Raw genomic sequence first — 25,294 nt, forward strand, 5'->3', positions numbered from 1 at the left:
TTCTGTCTGGTTTCGGCCTACGGGGGTAGCGCTGCGAGCTCGCGATCACGCTTCTGCTGAAATGGAGCCATGATCGAGGCGTTCACCGATGTGCTCACCGCCAACCAGACCTACGTCGCCGGCTATCGCGACCCAGGCCTGCAAGGACGGGCCGCCCGCGGCCTGGGGGTGGTCACCTGCATGGATTCCCGCATCGAGCCGCTGGCCATGCTCGGCCTGAGCAAGGGCGATGCCAAGATCCTGCGCAACGCGGGGGCGCGGGTCACCGACGACGTCCTGCGCACGCTGGTGCTGGCGGTGCACCTGCTCGCGGTGCGGCGGGTGATGGTCGTCGCGCACACCGACTGCCGGATGACCACGGTCACCGACGAGCAGGTGCATGCCGACATCCTGGCCAACTCCGGCGTGGACACCCGCAGCCTGGATTTCGGCACCATCGCCGACCAGCAGGCCGTGCTGGCCGGTGACGTGCTGAAGATCCGGAGCTCGCCCTACCTGCCCGAAGACCTCGCGGTGATCGGCTGCCTCTACGACATCCGGACCGGCGGGCTGAGCGTGGTGGCCGGCGACGACTGAGCGCCGCCAAGGCCGGCTGTCGGCTAGTCGACCTCCAGCCCGGTCGCCTGCTTCTGCTTGTCGGGGGTCAGCTTGCTGGTGTCGCGCGGCTCGGCGAAGGGCGTCTGGTCAGCGGGCTGGCCGGCCTCGATGGCGCGCGCGTGCTGCAACTCGGCGTTGAACTCCGCGCCGAGCAGGATCGCGATGTTGGTGATCCACAGCCAGATCAGGAAGATGATCACACTGGCGAGTGAGCCGTAGGTCTTGTTGTAGGACCCGAAGTTCGCCACGTAGAAGGCGAACCCGGCCGAGGCGATGATCCAGATCAGGACGGCGAGCACCCCGCCCGGGCTGACCCACTGGATCCCGGGCTGCTTGACGTTGGGCGCGGCGTAGTAGAGCACTGCCAGCATCACGCTGACGATGATGATCAGCACCGGCCACTTGACGATGCTCCAGATCAGCAGGCCGGTGTCACCGACGCCGATCGCGTTGCCGACCCGGTCGGCCAGCGGGCCGCTGAACACCACGATCACCGCGGCCAGCACGCCCAGCACAGCCATCGCCAGGGTGATCAGCAGCCGGAGCGGGACCGTCTTCCAGATCGGGCGCCCCTCTCCCATCTCATAAATCGCGTTCGAGGCCCGCATGAACGCGGCGATGTAGCTCGAAGCTGACCACCAGGCGACCGCCAGGCCGATCACCGCGGCCAGCCCGGCGCTCTCGCGCGCCTGGACGCTGTCCAGGACCTGCTGCAGCACCGAGCGCACCCCGCCGGGTGTGAGCTGGGAGATGTTCTCCACGAGCTTGTCGGTCGTGGACTCGCCGAGCAGGCCGAGCATCGAGACCATCACCAGCAGCCCCGGGGCCAGCGTCAGGACGCTGCGGTAGGTCAGCGCCGCGGCCCAGTCGGAGAGGTTGTCGTTCTTGAACTCCTTGACCGAGCGCTTGAACACGCCCTTCCAGGAGGTGTCGCTCAGGTCGGTCAACTCATCGGGCGCGCGGTCGGTCTTGCTGGTCATCAAGGTGCTCCGGTTCTGGGCTATGCGCCTGCCTAGGACCGGCTGTGGACCGGCAGGCAGCTGGCGGCCGGTCGGTGGCTGCCGGCGCGCCCTCAGGCGCGCCCCCTGGCCAGGCGGTACGGCTCACCGCAAGCGGCTGGCGGTTCAACCACGGGTGGAGATCTCATGCGTTGCGCGTTTCAAAGTAAGCCGTTCCTCGAGCCGCGTGCAACCACCTCGCCGGGGTGTCGGCCGCGGCCGCGCGACGGGCGAACGGGTCCCGCGCCTGCCGAGCCGGCACGCCTGGGCGCAATGCGCCTTGCGATACGGTCTAGGCCGGGCTCAGCACCAGCCCCCGCGCGCCCTGGACGCGCCTACCGAGGAGAAGCCATGCCTGGCGAGCAGAAGCGGATGACCGAGGTACACGCGACGATGCGCGCCGACGCCGCGCGCGTCTTCGCCGAGCTGGCCGACGGCTGGGCCTACGTCGGCTGGGTAGTCGGCGCCTCGCACATCAGAGACGTCGACGCCAACTGGCCCGAAGTCGGCAGCAAGATCCATCACAAGGTGGGGGCCTGGCCGGTCGATGTGTCCGACTTCACTGAGTCGCTGGCCTGTGAGCCCGATCGCAGGTTGCTGCTGCGGGCGCGCGGTTGGCCGCTGGGCGAGGCCACCATCGAGATCACGCTTGAGGAGCGCTCACCGGCGCTGACCGAGGTGACCATCAGAGAGGCCCCCAGCGCCGGGCCCGGCCAGTGGCTGGACAACCCGCTGCTCAGGCTCGTGCTGCGGCTGCGCAACCGCGAGACCCTGCGGCGGCTGGCCGACCGGGTGGAGCACCGCGCCTTCCCGCTGTCGGCCTGAGGGCTGCCCGGCCAGCGCTCGGCACGCCGGTCGCCACGGCAAATGGCACACTGAAGGGGAAAGGTAGCTGCGAAGACGCCGCAGCGGGAACCCCCGACGCGGGAGCAGCACACCCGGTGTCGCTTTGCCAAAGGTGGGACATGCCGGGTAACTCAGAGTTTCGCTTTCGCAACGTGGGCGTGTTGGCCGTAGCGTCGATCGACGCGCCGGTCGTGGTGACCTCGGCCGAGATCGACGCCCAGCTGAGCAAGACCTACCAGCGGGTCGGTCTGCGGCCGGGGCTGCTCCAGCGGCTGGCCGGCATCCAGACCCGCCGCTGGTGGGCCGAAGGAACCACTTTCGCCGACGGCGCGGCGATGGCCGGAGGAAAGGCGATCGCCGAGTCCGGCGTCAGCGTCGATGACATCGGCCTGCTCCTCAACACCTCCGTCAGCAGGGCGCACCTGGAACCGGCCACCGCCGCCTCGGTCCACGACGCGATCGGGTTGCCCAGCTCGTGCCAGAGCCTCGACATCACCAACGCGTGCCTGGGTTTTCTCAATGGCATGCAGCTGGCTGCCGCCATGATCGACTCCGGTCAGATCGAGTACGCGCTGATCGTCAACGGCGAGGACGCCCGGCCGGCGCACCAGGCGGCGCTGCGGCGGCTGGGTGGACAGGTCTCGACATCGAAGGACGTGATCGCCGAGTTCGCCACGCTCACCCTCGGCTCGGGCGCGGTCGCGATGCTGCTGGGCCCGGCCGACCGCAACCCGCACGCCCACCGGCTGGTCGGCGGCGCCACCCGGTCCTCGACCTCACATCACCAGCTCTGCGTCGGTGACGTCGAGCTGATGCGCACGGACAGCAAGAACCTGCTCAAGCACGGGCTCGAGCTGTGCACCGGGCTCTGGCGCGACGCCCAGCCGGAGTTCGGCTGGGCCAGTGGCGCTGACCGCTACGTCATCCACCAGATCTCGCAGGTGCACACCGACGCGATCAGCGCGGCCCTGGGCATCGACCCGGCGCTGGTTCCCACGACGTTTCCGACCCACGGCAACATCGGGCCGGCCTCGGTGCCCTTCACCCTGGCCGCCGAGATGGACTCGCTCACGCGCGGGGCGAAGGTGCTGCTGATGGGGGTCGGCTCGGGCCTGAACGCGTGCTGCCTCGAGCTGGAATGGTGATCGGCGCCGCGTCCCGGGCGCCACGGCGGTGACCTCGGACCCGACGCGGCCCCCGCGGCTGCCGGGCCTTGACCCGGCCTGGTCGCGCACGGTCGAGGTGGCCGGCGCCGACGGCCGGCGCCGGCGCTGGCACGTGCTGGACTCGGCGCCGGAGGCCGACTCGGAGCACGGGACCGGCTCGGCCTCCGAGGCCGGCTCAGTCTTTGGGGCCGGCTCGGCCTCCGAGGCCGGCTCAGTCTTCGGGGCTGGCTCGGCGGCGCAACGCCCGACGTTGCTCTGCCTGCACGGCAACCCCACCTGGTCCTACCTGTGGCGACGGATGCTGGTGGCCGCGCCACGCGGCTGGCGGGTCATCGCCCCCGACCAGCTGGGCATGGGCTATTCCGAACGGCCCGACACCGCCAGCACCCTGGCCGACCGGGTCCGCCAGCTGGGCGAGCTGACAGCCGCGATGGGCGTCACCGGCCCTGTGGTGACACTGGCCCATGACTGGGGCGGCATCATCTCCCTCGGCTGGGCGCTGGAGCATCGCGACCAGGTCAAAGCCGTCGTGCTGACCAACACCGCGGTGCACCAGCCCGAGGACTCCCGGCCACCGGCGCTGATCCGGCTGGCGCACCTGTCGGCGCTGCGTGACCTGCTGTGCGTCCGGACGCCGGTGTTCCTGCGCAGCGCCACGGCCCTGTCCTGGCCGCCACTGGACCGCGAGGTCCGGGCCGCCTTCGCCGCCCCGTACCGCGGGGCTGGCCGGCGACGGGCGATCGGAGAGTTCGTCGCCGACATCCCGTTCGCGGCGACAGACCCGAGCCACCCCGCGCTGGAGGCCATCAGCTCCGGCATGACCGGGTGGCAGGTGCCCGCGTTGCTGTTGTGGGGGCCGCGTGATCCGGTCTTCGGCGAGCAGTACCTGCGCGATCTGATGACCCGGCTGCCACATGCGGATCTGCACCGCTACGCCAGCGCCTCGCACCTGCTGCCCGAGGACGCCCCCCGCTACGCCGAGCACGTCGCGGACTGGTTGCGTCAGCTCGACATCGGCAGGCAGACCGCGGCCGCGGTGGGCGAGCTGCCCGCGGCCGCGCCGAGTGCCGTGGCCGCCGAGCAGGCCCCGCCCGCCGGAGGCGGCTCGATCCCGGTCTGGCAGGCGCTGACCGACCGCGCCTCGAGCACCCCGCACGAGACGGCGATCGCCGAGGTCGGCGGCGCGAGCATCAGCTGGGCCGAGCTGGAGCAGCGGGTCCGCCAGGCCGCGGCGGCCCTGGTCGCCGGCGGCGTGCGGCCGGGCCAGCGACTGGCGCTGCTCGTCCCTCCCTCGATCGAGCTGACCGTGGCCGTGTACGCCGGGTGGCGGGCCGGCGCGGTTCTCGTGGTGGCCGACAAGGGCCTGGGGCTGCGCGGCATGGGGCGCGCGCTGCGCGGCGCGAACCTGCACCACGTGGTCGGCGCCACCCCGGGCTTGGCCGCCGCGGCCGCTATGCGGCTGCCCGGAAAGCGCTGGCTGGCCGGGCCGGCGACCGACGCTCAACGCCGGGTCCTGAAGGTGGCCGGCGACCTGTCCGCCGTGCCCGGCGCCGTCGGCGACCGCGCCTGGCTGACCGAGGTGACCACACAGGCCGGGGCGCCCTCGCTGCCGGAAGTGGCTGACCACGCCGAGGCCGCGGTCGTGTTCACCTCCGGAGCGACCGGCCCAGCCAAGGGCGTGCTGTACCTGCACCGCCAGGTCCAGGCGCAGCTGAACGTGGTGCGCCAGACCTACCGGCTCACCGAGCACGACCGGATCGTCGCCGGGTTCGCGCCGTTCGCGCTGCTGGGCCCGGCGTTGGGCGTCGGCTCGGCGGTGCCGGCGACCGACGTCACCAAGCCCGCGACGCTGACCGCCGCCGCCCTGGCCGACGCTGCCCAGGCGATCGGAGCCAGCGTGGTGTTCGCCTCGCCCGCGGCGTTGCGGACCGTGGCAGCCACCGCCGGCGCTCTGGACTCCGGCCAACGCGCGGCGCTGGCCCGGGTCCGGCTGCTGATGTCGGCCGGCGCTCCGGTGCCGGTGGAGCTGCTGCGCCGGCTGGGCGAGCTGCTGCCGGCAGCCGAGGCCCACACCCCCTACGGCATGACCGAGGTGCTGCCGGTCACCGACGTGTCACTGCCCGAGCTGGAGCAGGCCGGACCTGGCGACGGCGTCTGCGTCGGGCGGCCAGTCGCCGGCGTGGAGATCGAGATCAGCGCTCTGGACGCGCTGGGCCAGGACGTCGGCAAGCTGAGCGCCGAGCCGGACGTGGTCGGCGAGATCTGCGTGCGAGCCGCCCACGCCAAGCTCCGTTACGACGCGTTGTGGGCCACCGAGCGGGTGAGCTCACGCGACGCCGGCTGGCACCGCACCGGTGACGTCGGGCGCCTCGACGACGCCGGCCGGCTGTGGGTGCAGGGCCGGCTTCAGCATCTGATCACCACAGCAGAGGGCCTGCTGACTCCGGTCGGCCTGGAGCAGCGGATCGAGGCGGTGGCCGGGGTCTCGGCCGCGGCGGTCGTCGGCGTGGGACCGGTCGGAATCCAGCAGCTGGTGGCCATCGTCGTCGCCGACGGGCCTGAGCAGCGCGGACGGAAGCTGGTCCGGCGAGCGTTGGGCGGGCGAGCGCTGGGCCAGGGAGCGCTGGGCCGGGGAGCGCTGGGGCACAAGGTCTCGGTGGCCGGCATCGAGCTGGCCGACGCCGTCCGGTCAGCGGTCGACGTCCCGGTCGCGGCGGTGTTGCTGATCGGCGCGCTTCCGGTCGACATCCGGCACGCGTCCAAGGTCGACCGCACGGCGCTGGCCGCGTGGGCTCAGAAGGCGCTGGCCGGCCGGTCGTGAGGGTCCTGCTGACCGGCGCGAGCGGCATGCTCGGCAGGGCCACGGCGCTGGCGTTGCTGGCTGAGGGCGCCGAGCTGACGGTGCTGCAACGGCGCCCGAGCGGCTTGGCCTGCCGGGAGGTGCTGGCCGACGTCAGCGACCCGGCAGCGGTGCGGCACGCCGCCGAGGGACAGGACGCGGTGCTGCACCTGGCTGCCAAGGTGGACGTGGTCGGGCCGTGGGCGGAGTACGAGCGCGTCAACGTCGGCGGGACGAGCGCGGTGATCGAGGCGTGCCGGCAGCACCGGGTGCCCGTCCTGGTGCACGTCTCCACCCCCGCGGTGGCCCATGCCGGACGGTCGCTGGTCGGCGCCGGCGCCGGGGCCGCTGACCCGCAACGCGCCAGGGGGCACTACGCGCGATCCAAGGCGATGGCAGAGACCCTTGCGTTGCAGGCCGATTCTTCCGAGCTGGCGGTCCTGGCGATCCGGCCGCACCTGGTGTGGGGTCCCGGTGACACCCAGTTGGTGGCGCCCATCGTGGAGCGGGCGCAGGCCGGTCGGCTGCCGCTGATCGGGTCGGGGGCGGCGCTGATCGACACGACCTACGTCGACAACGCCGTCGAGGCGCTGCTGGCCGCGCTGGCTGCCTGCGGCGAGGTCCACGGCGAGGCGCTGGTGGTGTCCAACGGCGAGCCGCGGCCGGTCGCCGAAATCCTTCGGCGGGTCTGCCGTGCGGCCGGGACGCCCGGGCCGCGCGGCCGGGTGCCCTTCGCGGTGGCCAACGTCCTCGGCGCGGTGATCGAGGCCGGCTGGGCGGCGACGGGTCGCCGCGACACTCCACCGCTGAATCGCTTTTTGGCCGAGCAGCTGGCGACCGCGCACTGGTTCGACCAGCGCCGGACCCGCCAGGCCCTGCGGTGGCGTCCCCGGGTGAGCCTGGATGAGGGCTTCACCAGGCTGGCCACGCACTACGCGCGCCCGTGATGGCTATCCAGCGATGAGCCACCTTGAGCCGACCCCGGCTCAAGGCCTCCGGGTCTGAACGCTTACTGCCTGAGCACTTCACTTCTGAGCGTTTACTGTCCGAGCGCTGACTGCCCGAGCGCTGACTGCCCGAGCGCTGACTGCCTGAGCGCTTACTGTGGCGGGATGGGCCGCCCCGCACCTCACGCTGACTACGACGTGATCGTGGTGGGCGCCGGCCCGGCAGGGTGCGCGGCCGCGGCGGCGCTGGCGCAGGAAGCGCCGCAGTTGTCGGTGCTGGTGGTGGATCGAGCTGACTTCCCGCGGGACAAGCCGTGCGGCGACGGCATCGCCCACGAGGTCACTCAGGTGCTGTCAGATCTGGATTTCGACGTCGAGCGGGTCTTCGACGGCGCCGCCGAAATCGGCGAGCTGGCGCTGCGCTCACCCAGCGGAGTGCAGGTGCGCCGGCAGATGCGTCATCGGGTGCATGTGGCGCCACGGCGGATCTTCGACGCCCGGCTGGTGGACGAGGTGCGCCGCTGCGGGATCGAGGTCCGGCGGCACTCGGCGCGCACGGTCGAGGTGACGGCTGACGGGGTGCGGCTGGACTCGTTGCGTGCCCGGGTGGTGATCGGGGCCGACGGCGCGGAGTCCGTGGTCCGCCGGGCTGCCGCCAGGCCGCGGCCAGGCCGGGTGGCGCTGGCGATCCGCGGATACGCCCCGGAGTTGCCGGAGCTCGCCGGCGCCCAATACATCACGATGACCGATCGGCATTGGCCTGCCTACGCCTGGAGCTTTCCGATCGGCGACGGCCGGGCCAACGTCGGCTACGGCGAGCTGCTGGGTGACCGGCCGTTGAGCCGGGCCGATCTGATCGCCGGCATGCATGGGTTGATGCCCGGCCTGGCCACGCCCTCAGACCTCAGGGCTCACCGGTTGCCGCTGTCGTCCGGGCGGCCGCCCATTCCGGACGGGCCGGTGCTGTTGGCCGGTGACGCGCAGTCGATGATCAACCCTTTCACCGGCGAGGGAATCTTCTACGCGGTGGTCTCCGGTGAGCTGGCCGGCCGGGCCGCGGCGCAGGCCCTGACCGGCGGCGGGAACCCCGGTCTGCTGTACCGGGCGGCGACCTGCCGCCGGCTGGGCCGGCACCTGCGGCACACCTCCGCGCTGGCGCGGCTCGGCGGGTGGCCAGCGCTGGTCGACGCCGGCCTGCGCGCCGGGCGTGCCGATCAGCGCGCCTTCGACGACCTGGTGCGCTTCGGCCTGGCCGACGGGCTGCTCACTCCCCGGCTGCTCAGCCGGTTGCGGTTTCGCGGCTGAGCGTGTGAGTTGCTTGGCCTGGCGTCGGGAAGCTTGGGCTCTGGCCTGCGAGGCGAGGGTGGCGGATCGTCCGGCATGGTTCACCTACTCACAAGATCGAGGATCAAAGCCACTATCTCGATGAAGAAGGCACTTGATGCAGCAAAGTTAAGCAACTCAGGTGGGTTCACCTTGGGACGATTCTGGTCGTACTTATCGCCGAGGCAGAGCGCTAGATCGCGTTCCACATCGGAGGGCGACGCCCTGTCCTGTTAGGCCCACGACACCAGCTCGCCGGCGCCGCGTTGCTGCGTTAGTTGCGTTATTGCTGCGTTAGCAGCAATGCAGGTTTTGCACGAGCAGGGTGGCCAACGCCTGCGAGTTATTGCAATCGGCCGGCGGTGGGCGAATGATGTGGGATGGACAGCCGTACGGCAGGTAGGTGTGGCGCGGTTCGAATTGTCCAGCGGGATCTGGGTGGGGGCGGTACCCGTGAGCCTCGGGGTGTTTCAAGAGAGTCGCGGAATACTGCTAGCCGGTCGCGAACTTGATGAGGCCGTCTCAGCGGGCGAAGAAGGCATTGCCACCTATCAGCAACAACTGCTCAACGCCGCGCTCGCGTGGGAAGCCGGCGGAGTTGTCGCCGGATTCGAGGCGAGCGACGACGAGAAGGCGCGATCGAGCGAGGAGATCCTCGAGGACGAACTCTCCGAAGCGCTGGTCGAGCTGGAAATCGGCAACGTGCTGCTCGCCGGATCGGCGGTCACGGAAACGGCGGAGCCTGCTGGAAGCGCCGCGCTCGCCAACGCAGTCGACGGGCTGGCGGCCGCTCGCCAGGCGGCCGGCCCGCAGCCATCGTCCACAATTCGCGCCTTCAAAGGTAAAGACACCAAATCGCCGCAGGACTTCTTCGTCGCGCTTTCACAATTCGAGGCCGACGTCGTGGCTCGCACGACCGGGGTCGTCAAGCACGCGCTCAGCGGGCTCGGCGGGATCCCGGCCTCCCAGGTGCAGTCAGTGCTTAGGGGGGTCGCGTCCGCCATGCCGGATCTGGGCGCCCTCATCCAAGCCGGCCTGAGGGCGGTCCGCAGAGCCGTGGACAAATTGACCCGGCTCGTCCCGGACGCCCTTCACTCCACGGTCGGCGACTGGGCGAAGAAGTGGTGGGGCGCGCACGGCGCCGAGCAGATTGACGCCGCGGTGCGAAGGGCGTTGTCCGTGGACGCGCTCGACCGCGAGATCGCCGGCGTGTTCCGCCCCGGAGGCCAGCTGCCGCGCGCCGAGAGATTGCAGGGCGGCAGCGACGAACTTGCTGCGCTGGACGAGCGGCATGCCAGGCTCGCGAAGACGATCGAGCGGATCGTGTCAGCGCTCGGCCAGGCGCTGGGTCCGCTGGCGGCTCTGTTCCCGGCCGCCGCCGCATGGATCTACGTCTCCGGGGGCAGCGGCCTCTTGGCAGCGGCAGGTATCGCGATCTGGGTGGGCCGCGACTACCTGGACAGCGAAGTGCCATTCGCGCGGGTGGCCGGCGTCCGGTCGATCCTCGCGACGACCGTCGGCCCCTAACATGGCCGATAACGAAGCCGCGCCGGAGCTTCTTGAGCGTGCGCCGACACAGATTTTCCTCGGCCGGGTCGCGCTCCAGCGCGACCGGCTGCTGGCGGCGGGCGCCGCAGCTGACCGGGTAGCCGACGAGATCCCCGCGTTCGGCCACGTGACACGAGCCGCCCTGAAAGCGGCGCTCAGGGAGACCGATCAGGCGCTGGCGGAACTCGCCGAGCGGATAGACCGGCGGGGGCTGACCGACACCCGACTGGAAAGGTTCGCGATGCTGAGGACCGCCACCGACCGTGTCGTCGGCGAGTGCTTCGCGCTCGCCGCAGGCGTCCTCACCCGTAAAGCCGGCCTCGACGGCGATGCCTGTCGCGAGGCAGACGAGTTCATCGCAGAACTCGCGTCGCTGATCAACCCCAGCTTGGCCCGTCCGACCGTTCCCGGCGAAGAGGAATTCTTGCACCGCGGCGTCGACGTCATCCGGCGACGCCTGCCGGACAACGGTGTCTGGGATCTGGCGGTCATGGCCCACGAGTTCGGGCATGTGCTCGTCGCGCATCACCAGCGATGGGACACCACCAACGACGCCAAGATCGACATGCAGTCGATGGTCGAAGAGGGATGGGCCGCATACCCCCGCGCTCCGAGCGAGGAGTTGTTCTGCGACGCCTTCGCCACGTTCGTGCTCGGCCCGGCCTACGCCGCAGCGCTCGTCCTGCACCGTCTCGACCCAGCCGAGCAGACCGCGCCCGCCTCGTCGGGCACGCACCCGCCGGACGCCGCCCGCGCTGTCGTCGTGCTCGAGGCGCTCGGCCGCCTGGCCGTCGAAGAGACCTCAGAGACCCGCGTGCCGTTACTGCATCAATATCTCACCGCGGCATGGGCGTCCCTACAGGCGCAGTCGCCGGCATCGTTGCGGCTCTCAGACGATGACCACCTATCGCTCACGATGAGGACGCGCCGCGCTCACAATGATCTTGCGCGTTGGCTAGAGCCTGCTCAATTTCATTGGCCGAGCATGACGATCCAAGAGGTCCGCAAGCATCTGGAGGGCCAGCAGCCGACAGCCGGCTCCGCGCCGCGCGCCACGATTCGCGAGGTCTTGAACGCAGCTTGGTTGAGCCGCGTCGAAGCCTGGCAAACGAACTGCGGACTCGCCGAGGGACTCGAGACGCGCGCACGCGAGGCGATCTGCAGGACGGCTCAGAGGAATGAGTGATGCGCGATGCCTACTAACGGGAGCAAGGTCGACCTGATCCTCGACACGCGGCTCACCCTGCTCGCCCAAGCCGTCGAAGAAGTGAACCAGGTGTCTAAGGCGATGACTGAACTGAACGATCGCCTGAGATGCGTGGAGGAGTTCCTGTCGCACAACGGGACGCTGTGGAAGGTCGAGGGTCAGCTCATGACGCACATGGGCGATGCAGACACTCGCCTCAACGTGGCACTGCGCGACATGCGCGATCTGCCCGAGGCGCGCCCGCGGCGGATGGCCGGTGAACCCGAGCGCAGCCCACACCCCGGTCAGACGCCATCCCCTCTTGAAGAAGCCGCGGATCGAATCGCGAGAGCCACAGCGGAGATCAACGCACTCACCGAGGCCCGCAGGAGGGCGTGGGAGTCGTTCCAGGACGTCCGTCGGTGGTCGATCGCCGGCCTCCAGCGCAGCGAGACCGGCCAGGCGGCGCAGGACTACAAGAAGTCGATAGAGCAGATTCGCGCGGACGAGCACCCCTGGCGCCGTTACGAGGCTGAGATCCCGCGCCAGGGTTACCAGCTCTTCGACCAATACCTCGAGCTTGTGGCCGGGATGGCGGTGCGCGGCTTCGGGCTCGACGCGCGCATCATGGCCGACGTCAACCGCCTCATAGACCAGCTCCGCAAGCCGATCGAGGACCTCGACATGCCGCGTGGGTCCGGCCGGCGTTCCCCGTTGACGCTGATGGGCTCGCTCGGCAAACGCCACCTTCCGCTCGGCTACCCGGAGTGGAGCTTGTGGGCGCTGCCGCTCGTCGGACGCTCGGTGGGCGAAGAATTCGTCGGCGTCTGCCTGGGTGACAGCGTCACGCCCAGGACGCGGCTGCTGTGCGCGGACCTCTACGCGCAGTTTGTTCTCGGCCCAAGCTACGTCGTTGCCGCGACGTTCCTCGACTTCGACCCGAACCCTCAAGCGGTGCGGCCTGAGGTGCCCGCAGACGCCCTGCGCTTGCAGACGCTGCTCGAGCGTCTGCCTGCGCTCGGGGGTGGAAAGTTCGAGGGCCACCTATCGACGACCGTTAAGAACGTCGACCGGGAATGGCGGGTGGCACGGTCTGCCTTCGACGGTGACGACCCAGTCCTCGACGAGGAATTGCGATTTGAGGCCGACCGATTCCTCCAGACGCTACGCAAGGAGTACCCGGACAGTGAGTACCCGGTCAGCGGCCTGCCCGAAGTCAAGGACGCGGCCTCCCAGCTCGCGAACGAAAACCTAAGTGACCAGACCGTTGTCCAGGGACTGTCGGGATTCAGCAACTCGCTGCGCCAACTTATCTGCGCGATGTGGCTGGGCCGCCTCGCCCATCCTGACAAGGCGGCCATCATCTACAAGCGGGCGAAGCTCATCGCGAGCGGCGCCAGTGGGAGCCGAGAGCCCAGCCAAGCGTCGAATGCCCGAGGCCAGTGATGGCCCGCGCGACGAGTGCCTTCGGACGGCACATCAAGCTGCTCGGCCGCGCCGTCGTCGATCGCGCGTCCGCCACCTTCGTGGAGGTGACCGTCAGGGCCGAGATCGAGCGCGCGCGTATCGAACTGCGACTCGGCGACATCGAGAAATGCGAGCGATCGCTCGCCACGGCACAAGAGAAGGTCGGTGTCCCCCCCGGCATTCCCGTTCTCGACGCCGTGCTGCTCTCCGTGTCCGGCCAGGCGGCGCGAGCCCGTGGCGCCAACGTGCGCGCCGAGCAGTTGTTCGGCGAAGCGACGCGCCGATTCGCCGCGCTCGCGCCGCAGGAGCTGAACAAACGCGACCACGGCGACTTCGGCATCGCTCTCGCCGCCGTCGGCGAGGCGAAGCGGGCGCGCGCGGAACTGAAACTGGCTATTCAAGGCGAGACCGCGCCGCCCGAGGTCATGCGTGAGCTCGCCAAGTCCTACCTCGATCAGCAGAAGCCGGCCAAAGCCGGACCGCTGATCCAGCTCGCACTGGCGGCGATGCCCGGCGATCCTGACCTGCACTGTCTGCAGGCTCGCGTGCTGAGGGCGCAGGGTCGCGATGATGACGCGCGCCTGCAGTTCGAGCAAGCCGGCCGGCTGTTCCTCCACGCCGGTCGCCCCGGCGAAGCGGTGGCGGCGCTCAGCACCGCGATCGAAGCCGATCCCGCCATGACGACGAGCATCGCCCTACGCGGCGAGGCTCGGCGTCGGCTCGGCGAACCGGCCGCGGCGCTCGTCGACTTCGACCGCGCCCTGTCCATCGAGCCGCAAGACCCCGTCGTCCTGGCGCAACGGGCGGCGACCCTTGCCCTGCTGGGCGACCTCGAACGGGCGAGGACCGACATCGGGCTCGCCCTGCGACAGGCGCCAGACGAGCCTGAGGTGCTCGTCGCTGCGGCAGAGATCGCGCAGACAGCCCATGATCTCGACCGCGCGGATCACTACGCCAAGCGCGTACTGCGACACGACCCCACGAGCCCGCGTGCGCTCGAGATCGTAGCCGCCGTGTCATACGAGATGGGGAATGTGTCGGCCGCGCACGCGCTCACGCTCCGCGCCGGACCGTACGGAGGTGGGCGAACGAGCCTTCTCCGGCTGCGATGGCAGCTGGCGCTGCTCGACGGCGATCGCGAGGACGCGCTCACGGTCCTCGCCTACATGTACGACCACGGGGTGGCCGAAACGAGCGACATCTACAAATACGCGAGCATGCGCGCCGACGACGACGACTGGACAGGCGCGTTATCGATCATCCGCCGCGGGCGCCAGGAGTGGCCTCAGGACTTCTACCTCGAGTTGCTGGAAGGCGAGGTGCTGCTCAACGGCGGGCAGTGCGTCGCGGCTCTCGAACTGTCTCGCAGCCTGCTGACGCGGTATCCGGAACAGGCCAGTGCGCACCTCCTCCTCGCCGTCGCGCTCGTGTGCGCTGACCAGCCCTGGCCGCCCGAGACAGCCGCCGAAGCATTGCAGGCGGCAGCGCGCAGCGCCGATCTCGCACCCGACTGGGCTGAACCGTGGTGGATCAGAGCATTCGTGCTGGACGCGACCGGTGATGCGCCCGGTGCGCTGGCGGCCGTCGAGGAAGTGATCAGACGTGACTGGCGGCACCGCGACGCGCGCCGTCTTGCCACGCGCATCCACCTGGCCGACAACGATCTCGATAAGGCCGAGCGATCGGCGTCGGAACTGATCAAACAGGATCCGAGCTACGGCGACGGCGCCGTCGATCTTGCCCGTGTGCTCGCCCGTCGTGGGCAGCTGACGGAGGCCTTGGAGGTGGTGAACCGTCCGGAACTGGAATGGCTCAGCAATGCCTCAAGAGTCGATCATCTGTTGCTTCGCGCGGACTTGCGCCGATCGCTCACAATGATCAGCGAGGCGCAGGACGATCTCGCGCAAGCGAGTGCTCTCGCGCCGAACCGCACAGAGGTGCTGATCGAGCAGTCCATCACAGCCCGCCTCGCCGGAGAGGTGGAGGCTGCTCGGGACTTCGCGGACCGGGCCGCCGAACTCGCCCCCAACGACCTCGACGTCATGCTGGAGCAGGCCAGGTCTTGGTACTGGCTCGACCCTGCTGCCGGTGTGGCCAAGCTCGCCGACATCGACACACGCTGGGCAGCCGACCCTCGCGTGAACCTGCTGCGAGCCGAGATGCTCGCCGTGGATGATCCCCGCGCAGCCGCGGATGTTCTGGCCGACCTCGCTGCCCGCCATCCGGACAGCATCGCAGTCGTCCTGGGCAAGGCACGCCTGGAACTCGACCTCGGCGACGTCGAGGCGGCACGCGAATCGATCGAAGCGATCACGGACTGGCACAAGAATGCCGACTTGCTGGCGCTGCACGCCGAGACATGCCGGCTCAGCGGAAATCCTGCCGAGGCGATCACAGAGACGCAGGCATGTCTCGACATATTCCCCAGTCACTACGAGGGTCTCGCCTCGCGCGGGCTTGCGCACCTCGACGCCGGGGAGGCAAAGCTTGCCGCCGAGGACTTCGAGCGGGCTCTGATGATCTACAGAAACGACCCGCTCGCCAAGGCACGGCTCGGTGATGCTCTGTCCGTCCCCGAGATCGACGAGTTCGATCGCGCGATCGCGCTTTTGGACGACGCGGCCGCGTCGGCGCCCACCACGGCCTGGGTCGTGGCGCATCTTGGCGATGTGCTCACGACCATCGGAGTCTTCGATGCCGCTGCCCAGGTGTACCGGATGGCGATCGAGGCCTCGCCCGAAAGCGCAGAGGCACACCACGGTCTCGGCTGGTGCCTGATGCACACGGATCCGCCCGACCTGCCAGCTGCACGAGCAGCGTGCGAACGCGCCGCCGATTTGAACGACGGATTGTGGAGTCGCAAGAACCTTGCCGACGTGCAACACCTGCAAGGGGACACCCACAAGGCTGTGCAGTTGTACTCGGAGGTCCAGACCGAGGCGTTGGCGCAACTTTCCAGGAGCGCGGAATACTTCAGCCTCGCGGCGTGGTGCGCATACCAGCTCGGCAACCTGGACGCCGCGGCACGATGGCTCTACGAGTCGACAAGCGGCCAGGTCAACACCGGAAGCGATCATTTCGATCTGGCGCTCGTGCACGTGTGCGCCGGGCGCATCCAGCGTGGAATCCGCGCGTACGAAGCACTTCTTCCACCGCCTGCCTGTCATCCGCAACGCGCGCGCGGGCTGCTTCTTGTTGCCCGCAACGATCTGCGCGAAGCCCGCACACGTTACGGGGAGCTGACGGATAACGTCGAGGTTGATCGAATCTTGCAACGGATGGACTACGCCGTTGCCAAGGTTCCAGCACCGCCACCTATCGCGACGCTGGGCCATCTGACTGGCTAGGCTGGACTTCGCTTCGCGGAGCTGACAGCCGCTGGAACGTCGTCGATATCGCGACCGGCGCCGTCGAGGGGCGATCGGGCGTAGGACCAGCGAGACTTGACACGTGACGACTCCGGAATGGTTCCTCGGCGTGCGACCGCACCCGGACATTTATTTAGCGCGGTCGGAGCATGTCACATATAAGCAAAAGACTCGGGGTCTTCGTCAGTCCCGGCCCATAACCGGTCACCAAGCGCCACTTCCAGTGAGAGTCTCGCAGTGCTGGCTCTCAGTGTTCACCGGCGTTATTCGGCGGCTCAGGCGGAGACAACCTCATAGACGTTGCCGTCCGGGCCCCGGAAGTGTTGCCAAGTCGGGCCTGGTTCGCCGAGCAGCTCCACACCCGCGTCGCGCAACTGCTGCACTGCCTGCTCCAGGTCCCTCACCGCGAAGCCGACGACCGGTCCGCTGTCGAAATGGGACTTGCCGGGATAGTCGGCGCCGAAGACCTCCACATGGCGTCCGTCCGGCAGTTCGAACACCCAGAAGCCCGGCTCGGTATGCACGCATCGCAGGCCCAACACGTCCTGATAGAAGCGAGCTAACTCCGGCGCCCGCTCAGTGCGCGTTCCGGCCCAGCCCAAACCCACGACATCCATAGCTAGCGACACTACTGCGCAGAACAAGCCCACTGTCGTCAAGTTCGCCGGAACTCCCCTCGGTCAACCGACGCCGTCATCGTCCTGACGATCTCGAACAGCACATCGCGGGTGGGTATAGGAGACCTACGTCGAACCGGTGGACCACCTCTACCGCAAGCTCGGGATATCAGTCCACTCTCCAGGCTGGCACGGGCGAAACACCATCGGGCTGCTGCGCCAGCGCTTGCCCGAAAGGCGTGTCACGGACGCATGTGATCGACCAACACGACAGTGCCGTCCGGGCTCGACATGTGCTGAATACGGGTTCACACTGCTTATCACTGGAGCATGACGACACCGGGGGGTGCATCTCATGCCTGGAATCGACGAGATCAAGGTTGACACGCAGGCCGAGATCATCGAACGGTCGGACGAGCTGGATTATCGCGGGCGCGAAAGCCCGTCCTTCAGCAAACCTGGGCACTTCGATCTGCTGAAGCTGGACACGGCGCCGATGACTGTTCTTGCCCAGGATCCGGAAATCATCGAGGCCGACCAGCCCATCACAGTGCAGATCCCGGTGCCCGCCGGGCGGCTCCAACCGGGCCCGGCCAACCATCGTTTCCATGTCGTGGACGTCGGCGCCCGCGGCGCTCCCGCCCAGCCGCCTGTTGGACTGCATGAGCCCGGCCACCCGTGGACCTACGTGGATGAGTGGAGCGGACGGGCCTCGGGCGACCTCGCCAGGCAGCGGGAGTTCCGCGCGCAGAACGTGTTCGCGATCGCCGCGCACACCCTCGCGCTGTTCGAGCGCCGCCTCGGGCGCCGGGTGCCGTGGCGCTCCGGCTGGCCACATCTGTTCCTGGTGGCGAAGGGGATGCTCGGTGGCAACGCGGCGTACATGCCGGATCGGCAGGCCGTGGTGTTCGGGTACCTGCCGGCGCTCGACGGCCACGACCCCGTCTATGCCTGTCTGTCCTATGACGTCATCGCTCATGAGGTGACGCACGCGATCCTGGACGGGTTGCGCCCGCGTTACGTCGAGCCCGGGCTGCCGGACCAATTGGCGTTTCATGAGGGCCTGGCCGATGTGGTGGCGATGCTGTCGGTATTCGAGCTCGCGGGCGTCGCGAAGCGTCTGCTCATGGGCGAGAAGAAGAGCACCCGGATCAGCTTTTGCTCAGACGGCGCAGCCGAGGCCATCGCAGACCCGAATCAACGCAAGAACGCGCGGATCGCCGGGCGCCGCGACCTGCTCACCAAGACCGCGCTCCTCGGCCTGGGCGAACAGCTCGGCCGGGCTCGCGCGCTGCGGGACCAGCAGCCTGACCTCGGCGCCGGCGATATGCCGCTGAGGCGGTCAGTCGATCTCGAGCCGGACGACACGATCCTGGAAAAGCCCGAGTATCAAGAGGCGCACCGCCGCGCCGAGGTGTTGGTGGCCGCCGTGATGCGGACCCTGGCGGGCATGTGGGCGTCGCGGATCGATGCGCTGGACCCACGAGGCGGGTTGGACGCCGACCGCGTGGCCGAGGAAGGGGTGCGTGCCGCCGGCCACCTGCTGCGCATGGTGTTGCAGTCGCTGGATTACCTGCCGCCGGTCGAGCTCGAGTTCGCCGATGTCATCGACTGCATCATCACGGCCGATACCCGGCTGACCCCTGACGACGATTTCAACTACCGCGACACGCTGAAGCAGGCCTTTGCGGACTTCGGTATCCAGCCCTCACCACACCACATGCTGGACGTGGACGGTCAGGTGGCCCCAGAACCGGGCGGGCAGCAGCCGTCCGAGGACCCGGACAACCCGCCGGACCGGATCCGCTACGAGCACCTGAACCTCATCGCCCTGCGCACGAGTCCGGAAGAGGTGTTCTCATTCATCTGGAACAACTCCGCGGCGCTGGGGATTGATGTCCGACTGGCGACCCGCGTCGACCGGGTCATCACGACGACTCGCGTCGGCGCGGACGGCCTCATCGTCACCGAGATCCTCGCCGACTACACGCAGTGGATCGGCACTACCGCCGGTGAGCTGCCCGCCGGCATGCACCGACCCGACGGCCTACCCGAGGACGTCAAGGTCGAGATGTGGGGCGGCGGGGTGCTGGTGTTCGACCAGTTCGGCAGGTTCCGGCTGCAGCAGCGCAAGCCGGTGCTCGACACGAGGCGGCAGCAGGCCCGCCTGGATAACCTGGTCGCCCGCGCCATCCACGACTCCAAAGGCGGTTACGGCACCACCGACGGCACCCCTCCAGGCGAACGCTTCGCGCTGCTGCACGAGATGCGGTCGGAGGACTCGTGGTGAGCGCGCCGGCGACAGTGCGGCTGCGTGCCTACCAGGTCGGATTCGGAGACTGTCTGCTGCTGACCATCGGGTACTCGGGCCCCTTGCCCGACGGGCGATCCGAGCGGCACCTCCTCATCGATTTCGGCACGAAGGCGCAGGCCCCTGGTGGCCCGACCCTCGCGAAGCTGGCGCCCAGGATCGCCGAGCACTGCGGCGGGCGCCTCGACGTGGTCGTGGCGACCCACCGGCACGCCGACCATGTGCGCGGTTTCGGCGACGCCGCGGCTAAGAAGCACCTCCTCCCGCTCCGGCCGAGCTTGATCATCCGGCCCTGGACCGACGGGCCGGCCCAGACGGCGTCTGCGAGCGGCCATGAACTCGACGCCTCGTCGCGGGACTTCCTCGCGCTCCTGGATTCTGTCGGCGGACTCGGCGCGCGCGTGGTGAAAGAGTTCGGCCTCGACGGGCGTACCGCGGCAGGGCGCGTCGGACAGCTCGCCGAGCTCGGCGTTGTCAACCAGGACGCGCTGGACATGCTCGGGACGTGGACCGCTCCGGACGCGACGGTATGGGTGAGGGCCGACGACCAGCTCGACACCGCGACGCTGCTGCCCGGTGTCGACATCCGGGTGCTCGGGCCGCCCACTCTCAAGCAGGTGCCCCGCATGAGTTACGCCTCGGCTTCGTCGGAATACTGGCTGGCGATGACCCGCGAGGGCGCCCTCGCCCCCGAGTTGACAACAGTCCCTGCCGATGATGCCCGAGCAGCCAGGCAAGAGGTGGCTCCCCCGGCCGGTCTCGGGTCCGCGGGGTGGCTGGTCGACAAGATGCACCGAGCCGGGACCCGGCAGGCGCTGGAGATCGTGGCCGGTTTCGACCAGGTCCTCAACAACACCAGCGTGGTGCTCCTGGTCACGGTCGGGGACCGGAGCCTTCTGCTGACGGGCGACGCCCAGGTGGAGAACTGGAGCTACCCACTCGACCGGGCTCTCGGGGAGAATGGCCGCACGGCCGAGCCCGAGCTCAGCCAGGCGCTCGCCTCGGTCGAGCTCTACAAGGTCGGCCACCACGGCAGTCGCAACGCCACTCCGCGCCGGCTCGTCGGCCTCTGGAAGTCGGCGGGGAGGGAGCGCGAACTGTGCTCGGTGCTCTCGACCAGGCACGGTGTCTTCCACCAGACCGTCCAGGGCGCCGTGCCGAAGAAGGAGCTCGTCGACGCGCTCAAGGAGCTCGGTCCGGTCCACAGCACCGACGAACTACCGGCGGGCGTGTGGTGGTTTGACGTGAGCGCTTCGGCGATGGGGAAGGCGCAGACCTGGAGCTTCGCCCCGGGCCCCGTCATAAGCCGGCCGTCATAAGCCAGCCGTCACCAAGATCCCGGAAAGAGGACGGCGACGAGCCCGGTTAGCACCACGACGGGAACGGACACCGCCGTCCCCGGCCGGTCGTGCGGCCGCCGGCGGTCCCGCCAGGACAACCACGCGATGGGCAACACCACGAAGAGCCGGTGGTTGGCGGCGGTCATCATCACCATGCCCGCCCAGCAACTGACCAAGCAGTCGCGGCCCAGCGATCCGCCGAACCGCACGCATGCGCGCTGCGCGGCTCGTCCCAGCGGAGGAGCGAACGTACGGTGGCAGCGGGCGACGGCCACCTGCCGTGCACCCATGAACTGCCAGCCGACCGTGATCGCCACGCTCGCGGCCACGAGCAACGTCGGCGAGGCGGCGCGCGTCGCGGTCAGGGCCACCACCGACACCACGGCTCCGGCTCCGAGCCAGACGGCGGCCCAGCCGGCCGCCACCTCGACCGTGGCCCTTGTCCGGCGGGCACGCGGGCTGCGCATGCCGACCTGGCGCAGATTCCACGCCACCAGGGGAAGCATGATGGCGAGCACCATCGCGGTCCACATGACCAGGTGGTCGCCGAGTTGGGGCCACCAGGACATGCCGTCCACGCCCGACACCGTCTCGCCCATCGGCATGCGCATCCCGCTGTCCGGCCTGCCGCTGTGATGCTGCCCCGAGCCCAGCACCGGAGCCCACAGCGGGGCTGTGAGCCCCAGCCAGCCCAACGCCGACACAGCCCACACCCAACGCTCGGGCCCGGCGCGGCCGACCGTACGTAGCCAGGCACGGGTCTGGAGGCTGACCGCCGGCACGGGCTACTCGGCAACCTCGAGCGAGATCCGCTCAGCCGTGAGCGCTACGGCCGCCAGGTCGCGGTCAGGATTGGCCGGGATCAGCGTCAATCGGGCCGAGAAGGGGTCGAACGAAGGAAGGGCGCGCACCACCCCGGTCGCCTCGAGCAGCCTAGTGCGGCCGACGTCGCCGTTGGCCTCCAGACTCGCCTCGAAGACACCGAAGAGCGAGAGCACCCCGATCAAGCGCGCGGGATCGCGCTCCACGCCGTCGTCCAGATCGATGTAGACGGCGTAGGACGTCTGGGCCGGAGCATGACAGCGAAGGCCGTCGAACCGCACGTTCCACAAGGTCGTGGGGCCGACGAGGCCACTGCCGTCCTCGCCCGGCTCGCCGCTGGTGAGCAAGACCGTGACCCGCTGCGAGATCCGAACGTCGATCGCTGCCGCCACAGCCGTGAACCTCCGCCGCCCCCGGACGACACCGAACGCGTCGACATCCTGCCCGGACGGCACCCACATCAAGTCGTTGAACACGGGACGCGCGACGGTGTCGTACTCATAGCCGAGTGCCTTGGTGTCGGTCACCCCTGGCGCCTTCCACGTGCCGACGGCGCCATCGGCGCGCAGGAAGCGGAACTCCCGGCCAGCCCAGGAGTCGTAGGCCTCCTGGTTCAGCCCCGGCTGGGCGGGGCGGCCATCCGGGAAGGGGTAGCCGTGGCCCAGGTCATGAGCGTAGGTCTCCCACAGTCGATCGACGTTGGCGTGGTGCATCCAGAAGAGAGGGTCCAGGCCCGCGGTCGAGAAGGCGGCCATCAGGCCTCCCGTGTGCGTGTGGCCGAGACCGTGCGGCTGGGCGTCCACCTGACCCATCTCGCCGGAGAAATGGAACTGCGTCAGGTCCTCTAGGTAGCCGCCCGCGAAAGAGATCCGTTGCGTGTCCTCGGAGTTGGCGTAATGGTGACGGGTGAGTGCCCCGCTGGCGTCGCACCAATCCTCGGCCGACGGTGGGCCGAGGAGGTCTTCCGGCCCGATACGGCTCGGCTCATACAGCGGGTTGCCGCGGTCGGGATCCGGCTGGCCGTTCTCGGTCGCCAGGTCGAGCCCGTCAGGCAGCAGCGGGTCGCGGACCGCCAGCGGCAGCGACGCGGCCTGGGGGTCACGACGGTAGTCGGAGGAGTTCCAGTACGGCAGCGCCCAGTCGGCCGGGCCGCCCAGCCGGACAACGTGCGCGCGCGCCACCTGCTCGAACTCAAGCAGATACGCCCGGTGCCACGGCAGGAAGAACCAGTTCCCATGGGCGCACTCGCTCCAGATCACCAGCGCGCCGCCGTGCCGCGGCCACGCCCGAGGCGGCAGAAACGAGTCGTGCACCTGCGACTGGTAGCCCAGACCACGCGGATCGCTCCACCCCTGGAGGATCGGTGTCATCGCCTGCACCAGATCCCGGTACCGCTGCTGATCGGCCCGGGTAGGCCGTTCACGATTGCCGAGGGCATTCGCCTCCATCGCCAGCGGTGAGAACTCCTCCAGCCGCGGCGTCAGCTTTTTCATCTCACGGATGGCGACGGCATACCAGGTCAGGCTCGTCGGCCACCCACCCGCCTGCCCCGCTTCGGTGCTCCAGGCAGCCCGACGGACAACAGTCATAGCCCATCCCCCCGTATTCTGGTGAGCAAGACCTGTCTTGGCATTGTTCGCCCGGCGCCCGAGGAGGTCAAGGGTCGCGCAGGTCAACCGAGGACGTCATGACCACTGGCTCGGCGATCGCATCCGCCCGCGCGAGACTGTGGCGACGGCCTCGATCAGGACAGCCCGAACGCAGGTGGCTTGCCGTGGAGGATCAGGCAGGTATCCGCCGGTTAAATTGGCCGGATGCATATGTCTCCGATCGTCGACCCTGTCGCGGAATCGGGCCGCGCGGCTGCAGCCGCTGTTGGCGCCGCCGTAGACGGCTAGGTGGACAGGCGCTCGCCTCGCTGCGACAGAACCACGCCGTGGAAGTCGACCCTGGCCGGCGAGCATGAGGAAGGCGAGCAAGGACGGGGCGGGCAGCGAAGGCGTCAGATCCGAACGCGTAGGCGAGACTCACCCAAGACCTAGAGCTCCCGTGACCACACTACGAACGATTGACGCTCCGCGCGATGCCCTGATGCCACAGTGCGCGACAACCAGGCACGACTCCCGGTCGTCACCAGACAGAACGGACCAGCGCACGAACTGTGACGTCGAACCCCTTTCGCGACGCGCCAGCTCCGATACCCATCGACGGACGGCTGGGCGTTCCGGTTCACATCCTCGGCCTCCGTGCAGCGGTGGCCATGGACGCCTGGACGTCGACGTGTTCGGTCCGTGCAGAGCTGGAGTACCTGGTCGGGCCCACCTCAGGATGTCCGCTGTTCGACTTGAGACAGCACATCGATCGTTGCTGGCTGGACGGCCTGGAGGCACACCCGGATCTGGTCTCCGACAGAGACGTGGGCGCCGGCGCCTTCAGCACCGTCCGGATGATCGACAGAGTTCAGACCGCCAACTCGGTCCACCGGCTCCGGCTTGCCTATCGCCTGGCCACTCCGCGCGCTGAGCTTGGCGGCGACTACCCCCCGGTGCTCCACTGGTCTGACGGTGGTCGGCTGCGATGGTCGTTCGGACTGGCGGACCTCTATGCCGGACGGCACCTTGAAGCGTGGTTTCCCGCCAATCTGCCGTTCGACCAATTTCCATTTCGGCTCGATCTGCGGATGACCGGCACGCAGGTCGCTCATTCGGTGATCACTAACGCCACCCTGAGGGCAACCGGTGACAACCGCTGGACGGCTGAGTTTCCTGCCTGGTCGACGACGATGTCGTCGCTCGTGGAGCTACGACCGAGCGACTCGATGGAGCGAGCCGCGGCCTCCGTGCTGCTACCGGTGTCTGGTCGCACAATCTCCATCGAAATGTGGCAGGAACGCGGTGGATCCGAGCGCCTTCCGGCGCAGCTGAAAAGAACCGAACGGCTCCTCGCCTCGAACGAGCGCGACTATGGCGCCTTCGATGGTGATCGATTCGTGTGTCTGTTGCACGGCGCTGCCGGCGGCATGGAATATGCGAACGCGACGACGACGTCCGCGGATGCGCTTGAGCACGAGATCTTCCATTCGTGGTTCGCGCGCGGCATCACCCCCGCCTCGCACGCGGACGGATGGTGGGACGAGGCATTCACGCGATTCCACGACGACGGCGCGATGGCGACAGAGCCATTCGACTTCGCCGAGCCACCGATGGAACTGTGCTCTCGCGCCTCCTTTCAGCGCCGTACGGCCGCCAATGCCTATAGCGACGGGGCTCGCTTCTTCCGTGGAGTGGCCGCAGCGATCGGCGCCGGCCGGCTTCGCGCAGTGATGAGCGACCTCTACCGGATCAGGAATCGGCTTCCCCTGTCGACGGCCTCGCTGGAGGCGTACCTGGTGGCAGCATCGGGAGATCCGCTGCTGGTGGATGCGTTCCACAGGTTCGTCTACGGATTTGCAGACCCCCCATCGCTGCCTGAGATCACCTTCGGTGACGCGACGGGGTCTCTGGCCGACACCTGGATTCGGCGCCAGAATGATGGCCTCGACATCCACCAGGTACCGTCGCGGCATACGCGGAACTGGGTCTATGCGCGCGTAAGCAACCCCAGGTCTGCCGAGATCTGCCGTCACTTCCTCGTTCTGTTCACCATCAGTCCGACGACGCTGGCGACGCCATCCGGCACGCGCTACCTGGCAGGGATCGCTGCCGCACCGGGATTTGACCTGCGACCGGGCGAGACCCGGATCGTCTCCGCGGAGTGGCAGGCCGGCGCCGGAGCATCCAGCGCGCCACAGATGCTGGCCGCAACGCTGCATGCCCGAGCGGGCCGGCCAAAAGTCGCCATTCGCGCGATCGGTGATCGCCGGGTTCAGTCGTCAGGTCGCCCGGCGCCGTAACGCACGTCGCTGCCATCATGTTCGCGG

17 protein-coding genes are annotated in these 25,294 nt (G+C 69.0%); 13 read left to right on the forward strand and 4 right to left on the reverse strand.

Annotated features, from left to right (window positions below; translation table 11 throughout):
* The first annotated feature begins 69 nt into the window (after positions 1 to 69).
* Entirely contained in the window at positions 70 to 576 is a 507-nt protein-coding gene (locus tag VGB75_11360) for a carbonic anhydrase (protein HEY0167627.1), read from the forward strand.
* Positions 577 to 599: 23 nt separating this feature from the next.
* Here the strand turns inward: VGB75_11360 and VGB75_11365 are convergent, their stop codons facing one another.
* The gene (locus VGB75_11365) at positions 600 to 1,577 is read right to left on the reverse strand and encodes a YihY/virulence factor BrkB family protein (protein HEY0167628.1); all 978 of its coding nucleotides are present in this window, start codon (positions 1,575 to 1,577) and stop codon (positions 600 to 602) included.
* A 369-nt stretch (positions 1,578 to 1,946) separates the two neighbouring features.
* On the opposite strand from VGB75_11365, the gene VGB75_11370 reads away from it, so the two are divergent.
* The 9 genes from VGB75_11370 to VGB75_11410 all read left to right on the forward strand — a co-directional run bounded on the left by VGB75_11370 (position 1,947) and on the right by VGB75_11410 (position 16,264).
* The gene (locus VGB75_11370; GenBank protein ID HEY0167629.1) at positions 1,947 to 2,420 is read left to right on the forward strand and encodes an SRPBCC family protein; all 474 of its coding nucleotides are present in this window, start codon (positions 1,947 to 1,949) and stop codon (positions 2,418 to 2,420) included.
* Between the two features lie 140 nt (positions 2,421 to 2,560).
* On the forward strand, positions 2,561 to 3,586 hold the full coding sequence (locus tag VGB75_11375; GenBank protein HEY0167630.1) for a 3-oxoacyl-ACP synthase III: 1,026 nt from the start codon (positions 2,561 to 2,563) through the stop codon (positions 3,584 to 3,586).
* A 28-nt stretch (positions 3,587 to 3,614) separates the two neighbouring features.
* Complete coding sequence (locus tag VGB75_11380) at positions 3,615 to 6,428, forward strand: alpha/beta fold hydrolase (GenBank protein ID HEY0167631.1); 2,814 nt, start codon at positions 3,615 to 3,617, stop codon at positions 6,426 to 6,428.
* A complete protein-coding gene (locus VGB75_11385) occupies positions 6,425 to 7,393 on the forward strand; it encodes an NAD-dependent epimerase/dehydratase family protein (GenBank protein HEY0167632.1) in 969 nt (322 codons plus the stop codon). Before VGB75_11380 ends, VGB75_11385 begins: the two co-directional genes overlap by 4 nt.
* A gap of 165 nt (positions 7,394 to 7,558) precedes the next feature.
* Positions 7,559 to 8,698: a geranylgeranyl reductase family protein gene (locus VGB75_11390; protein HEY0167633.1), complete on the forward strand. Its 1,140-nt coding sequence runs from the start codon at positions 7,559 to 7,561 to the stop codon at positions 8,696 to 8,698.
* Positions 8,699 to 9,169: 471 nt separating this feature from the next.
* A complete protein-coding gene (locus tag VGB75_11395; GenBank protein HEY0167634.1) occupies positions 9,170 to 10,243 on the forward strand; it encodes a hypothetical protein in 1,074 nt (357 codons plus the stop codon).
* A 1-nt stretch (position 10,244) separates the two neighbouring features.
* Entirely contained in the window at positions 10,245 to 11,450 is a 1,206-nt protein-coding gene (locus tag VGB75_11400) for a hypothetical protein (GenBank protein HEY0167635.1), read from the forward strand.
* A 6-nt stretch (positions 11,451 to 11,456) separates the two neighbouring features.
* Entirely contained in the window at positions 11,457 to 12,896 is a 1,440-nt protein-coding gene (locus VGB75_11405; GenBank protein HEY0167636.1) for a hypothetical protein, read from the forward strand.
* The gene (locus VGB75_11410) at positions 12,896 to 16,264 is read left to right on the forward strand and encodes a tetratricopeptide repeat protein (GenBank protein ID HEY0167637.1); all 3,369 of its coding nucleotides are present in this window, start codon (positions 12,896 to 12,898) and stop codon (positions 16,262 to 16,264) included. Before VGB75_11405 ends, VGB75_11410 begins: the two co-directional genes overlap by 1 nt.
* A gap of 296 nt (positions 16,265 to 16,560) precedes the next feature.
* On the opposite strand, the gene VGB75_11415 is transcribed toward VGB75_11410, so the two are convergent.
* The gene (locus VGB75_11415) at positions 16,561 to 16,902 is read right to left on the reverse strand and encodes a VOC family protein (protein ID HEY0167638.1); all 342 of its coding nucleotides are present in this window, start codon (positions 16,900 to 16,902) and stop codon (positions 16,561 to 16,563) included.
* A gap of 355 nt (positions 16,903 to 17,257) precedes the next feature.
* Between VGB75_11415 and VGB75_11420 the strand changes: the two genes are divergently transcribed.
* Together VGB75_11420 and VGB75_11425 are read left to right on the forward strand one after the other, a co-directional pair.
* Positions 17,258 to 19,192, forward strand: a complete 1,935-nt coding sequence (locus tag VGB75_11420; GenBank protein HEY0167639.1) for a hypothetical protein — start codon at positions 17,258 to 17,260, stop codon at positions 19,190 to 19,192.
* Entirely contained in the window at positions 19,189 to 20,532 is a 1,344-nt protein-coding gene (locus tag VGB75_11425) for a hypothetical protein (protein HEY0167640.1), read from the forward strand. The genes VGB75_11420 and VGB75_11425 overlap by 4 nt, the downstream gene beginning before the upstream one ends.
* A gap of 8 nt (positions 20,533 to 20,540) precedes the next feature.
* On the opposite strand, the gene VGB75_11430 is transcribed toward VGB75_11425, so the two are convergent.
* Entirely contained in the window at positions 20,541 to 21,257 is a 717-nt protein-coding gene (locus tag VGB75_11430) for a DUF2182 domain-containing protein (GenBank protein ID HEY0167641.1), read from the reverse strand.
* 81 nt (positions 21,258 to 21,338) lie between these two features.
* Positions 21,339 to 23,051 (reverse strand): tyrosinase family protein, encoded by a 1,713-nt coding sequence (locus VGB75_11435; GenBank protein ID HEY0167642.1) that lies wholly within the window; start codon positions 23,049 to 23,051, stop codon positions 21,339 to 21,341.
* Positions 23,052 to 23,536: 485 nt separating this feature from the next.
* Here VGB75_11435 and VGB75_11440 point away from each other — a divergent pair, with 485 nt between their 5' ends.
* The gene (locus VGB75_11440; protein HEY0167643.1) at positions 23,537 to 25,267 is read left to right on the forward strand and encodes a hypothetical protein; all 1,731 of its coding nucleotides are present in this window, start codon (positions 23,537 to 23,539) and stop codon (positions 25,265 to 25,267) included.
* Positions 25,268 to 25,294 lie beyond the last annotated feature (27 nt).

The sequence above is a fragment of the Jatrophihabitans sp. genome (assembly GCA_036399055.1).
Classification (GTDB): Bacteria; Actinomycetota; Actinomycetes; order Mycobacteriales; family Jatrophihabitantaceae; genus Jatrophihabitans_A.

Coding starts and splice junctions, on each gene's coding strand:
- VGB75_11400 (HEY0167635.1), top strand. CDS start 10,245: ATGGCCGATAACGAAGCCGCGCCGGAGCTTCTTGAGCGTGCGCCGACA.
- VGB75_11390 (HEY0167633.1), top strand. CDS start 7,559: ATGGGCCGCCCCGCACCTCACGCTGACTACGACGTGATCGTGGTGGGC.
- VGB75_11420 (HEY0167639.1), top strand. CDS start 17,258: ATGCCTGGAATCGACGAGATCAAGGTTGACACGCAGGCCGAGATCATC.
- VGB75_11405 (HEY0167636.1), top strand. CDS start 11,457: ATGCCTACTAACGGGAGCAAGGTCGACCTGATCCTCGACACGCGGCTC.
- VGB75_11365 (HEY0167628.1), bottom strand. CDS start 1,577: ATGACCAGCAAGACCGACCGCGCGCCCGATGAGTTGACCGACCTGAGC.
- VGB75_11410 (HEY0167637.1), top strand. CDS start 12,896: ATGGCCCGCGCGACGAGTGCCTTCGGACGGCACATCAAGCTGCTCGGC.
- VGB75_11375 (HEY0167630.1), top strand. CDS start 2,561: ATGCCGGGTAACTCAGAGTTTCGCTTTCGCAACGTGGGCGTGTTGGCC.
- VGB75_11415 (HEY0167638.1), bottom strand. CDS start 16,902: ATGGATGTCGTGGGTTTGGGCTGGGCCGGAACGCGCACTGAGCGGGCG.
- VGB75_11360 (HEY0167627.1), top strand. CDS start 70: ATGATCGAGGCGTTCACCGATGTGCTCACCGCCAACCAGACCTACGTC.
- VGB75_11370 (HEY0167629.1), top strand. CDS start 1,947: ATGCCTGGCGAGCAGAAGCGGATGACCGAGGTACACGCGACGATGCGC.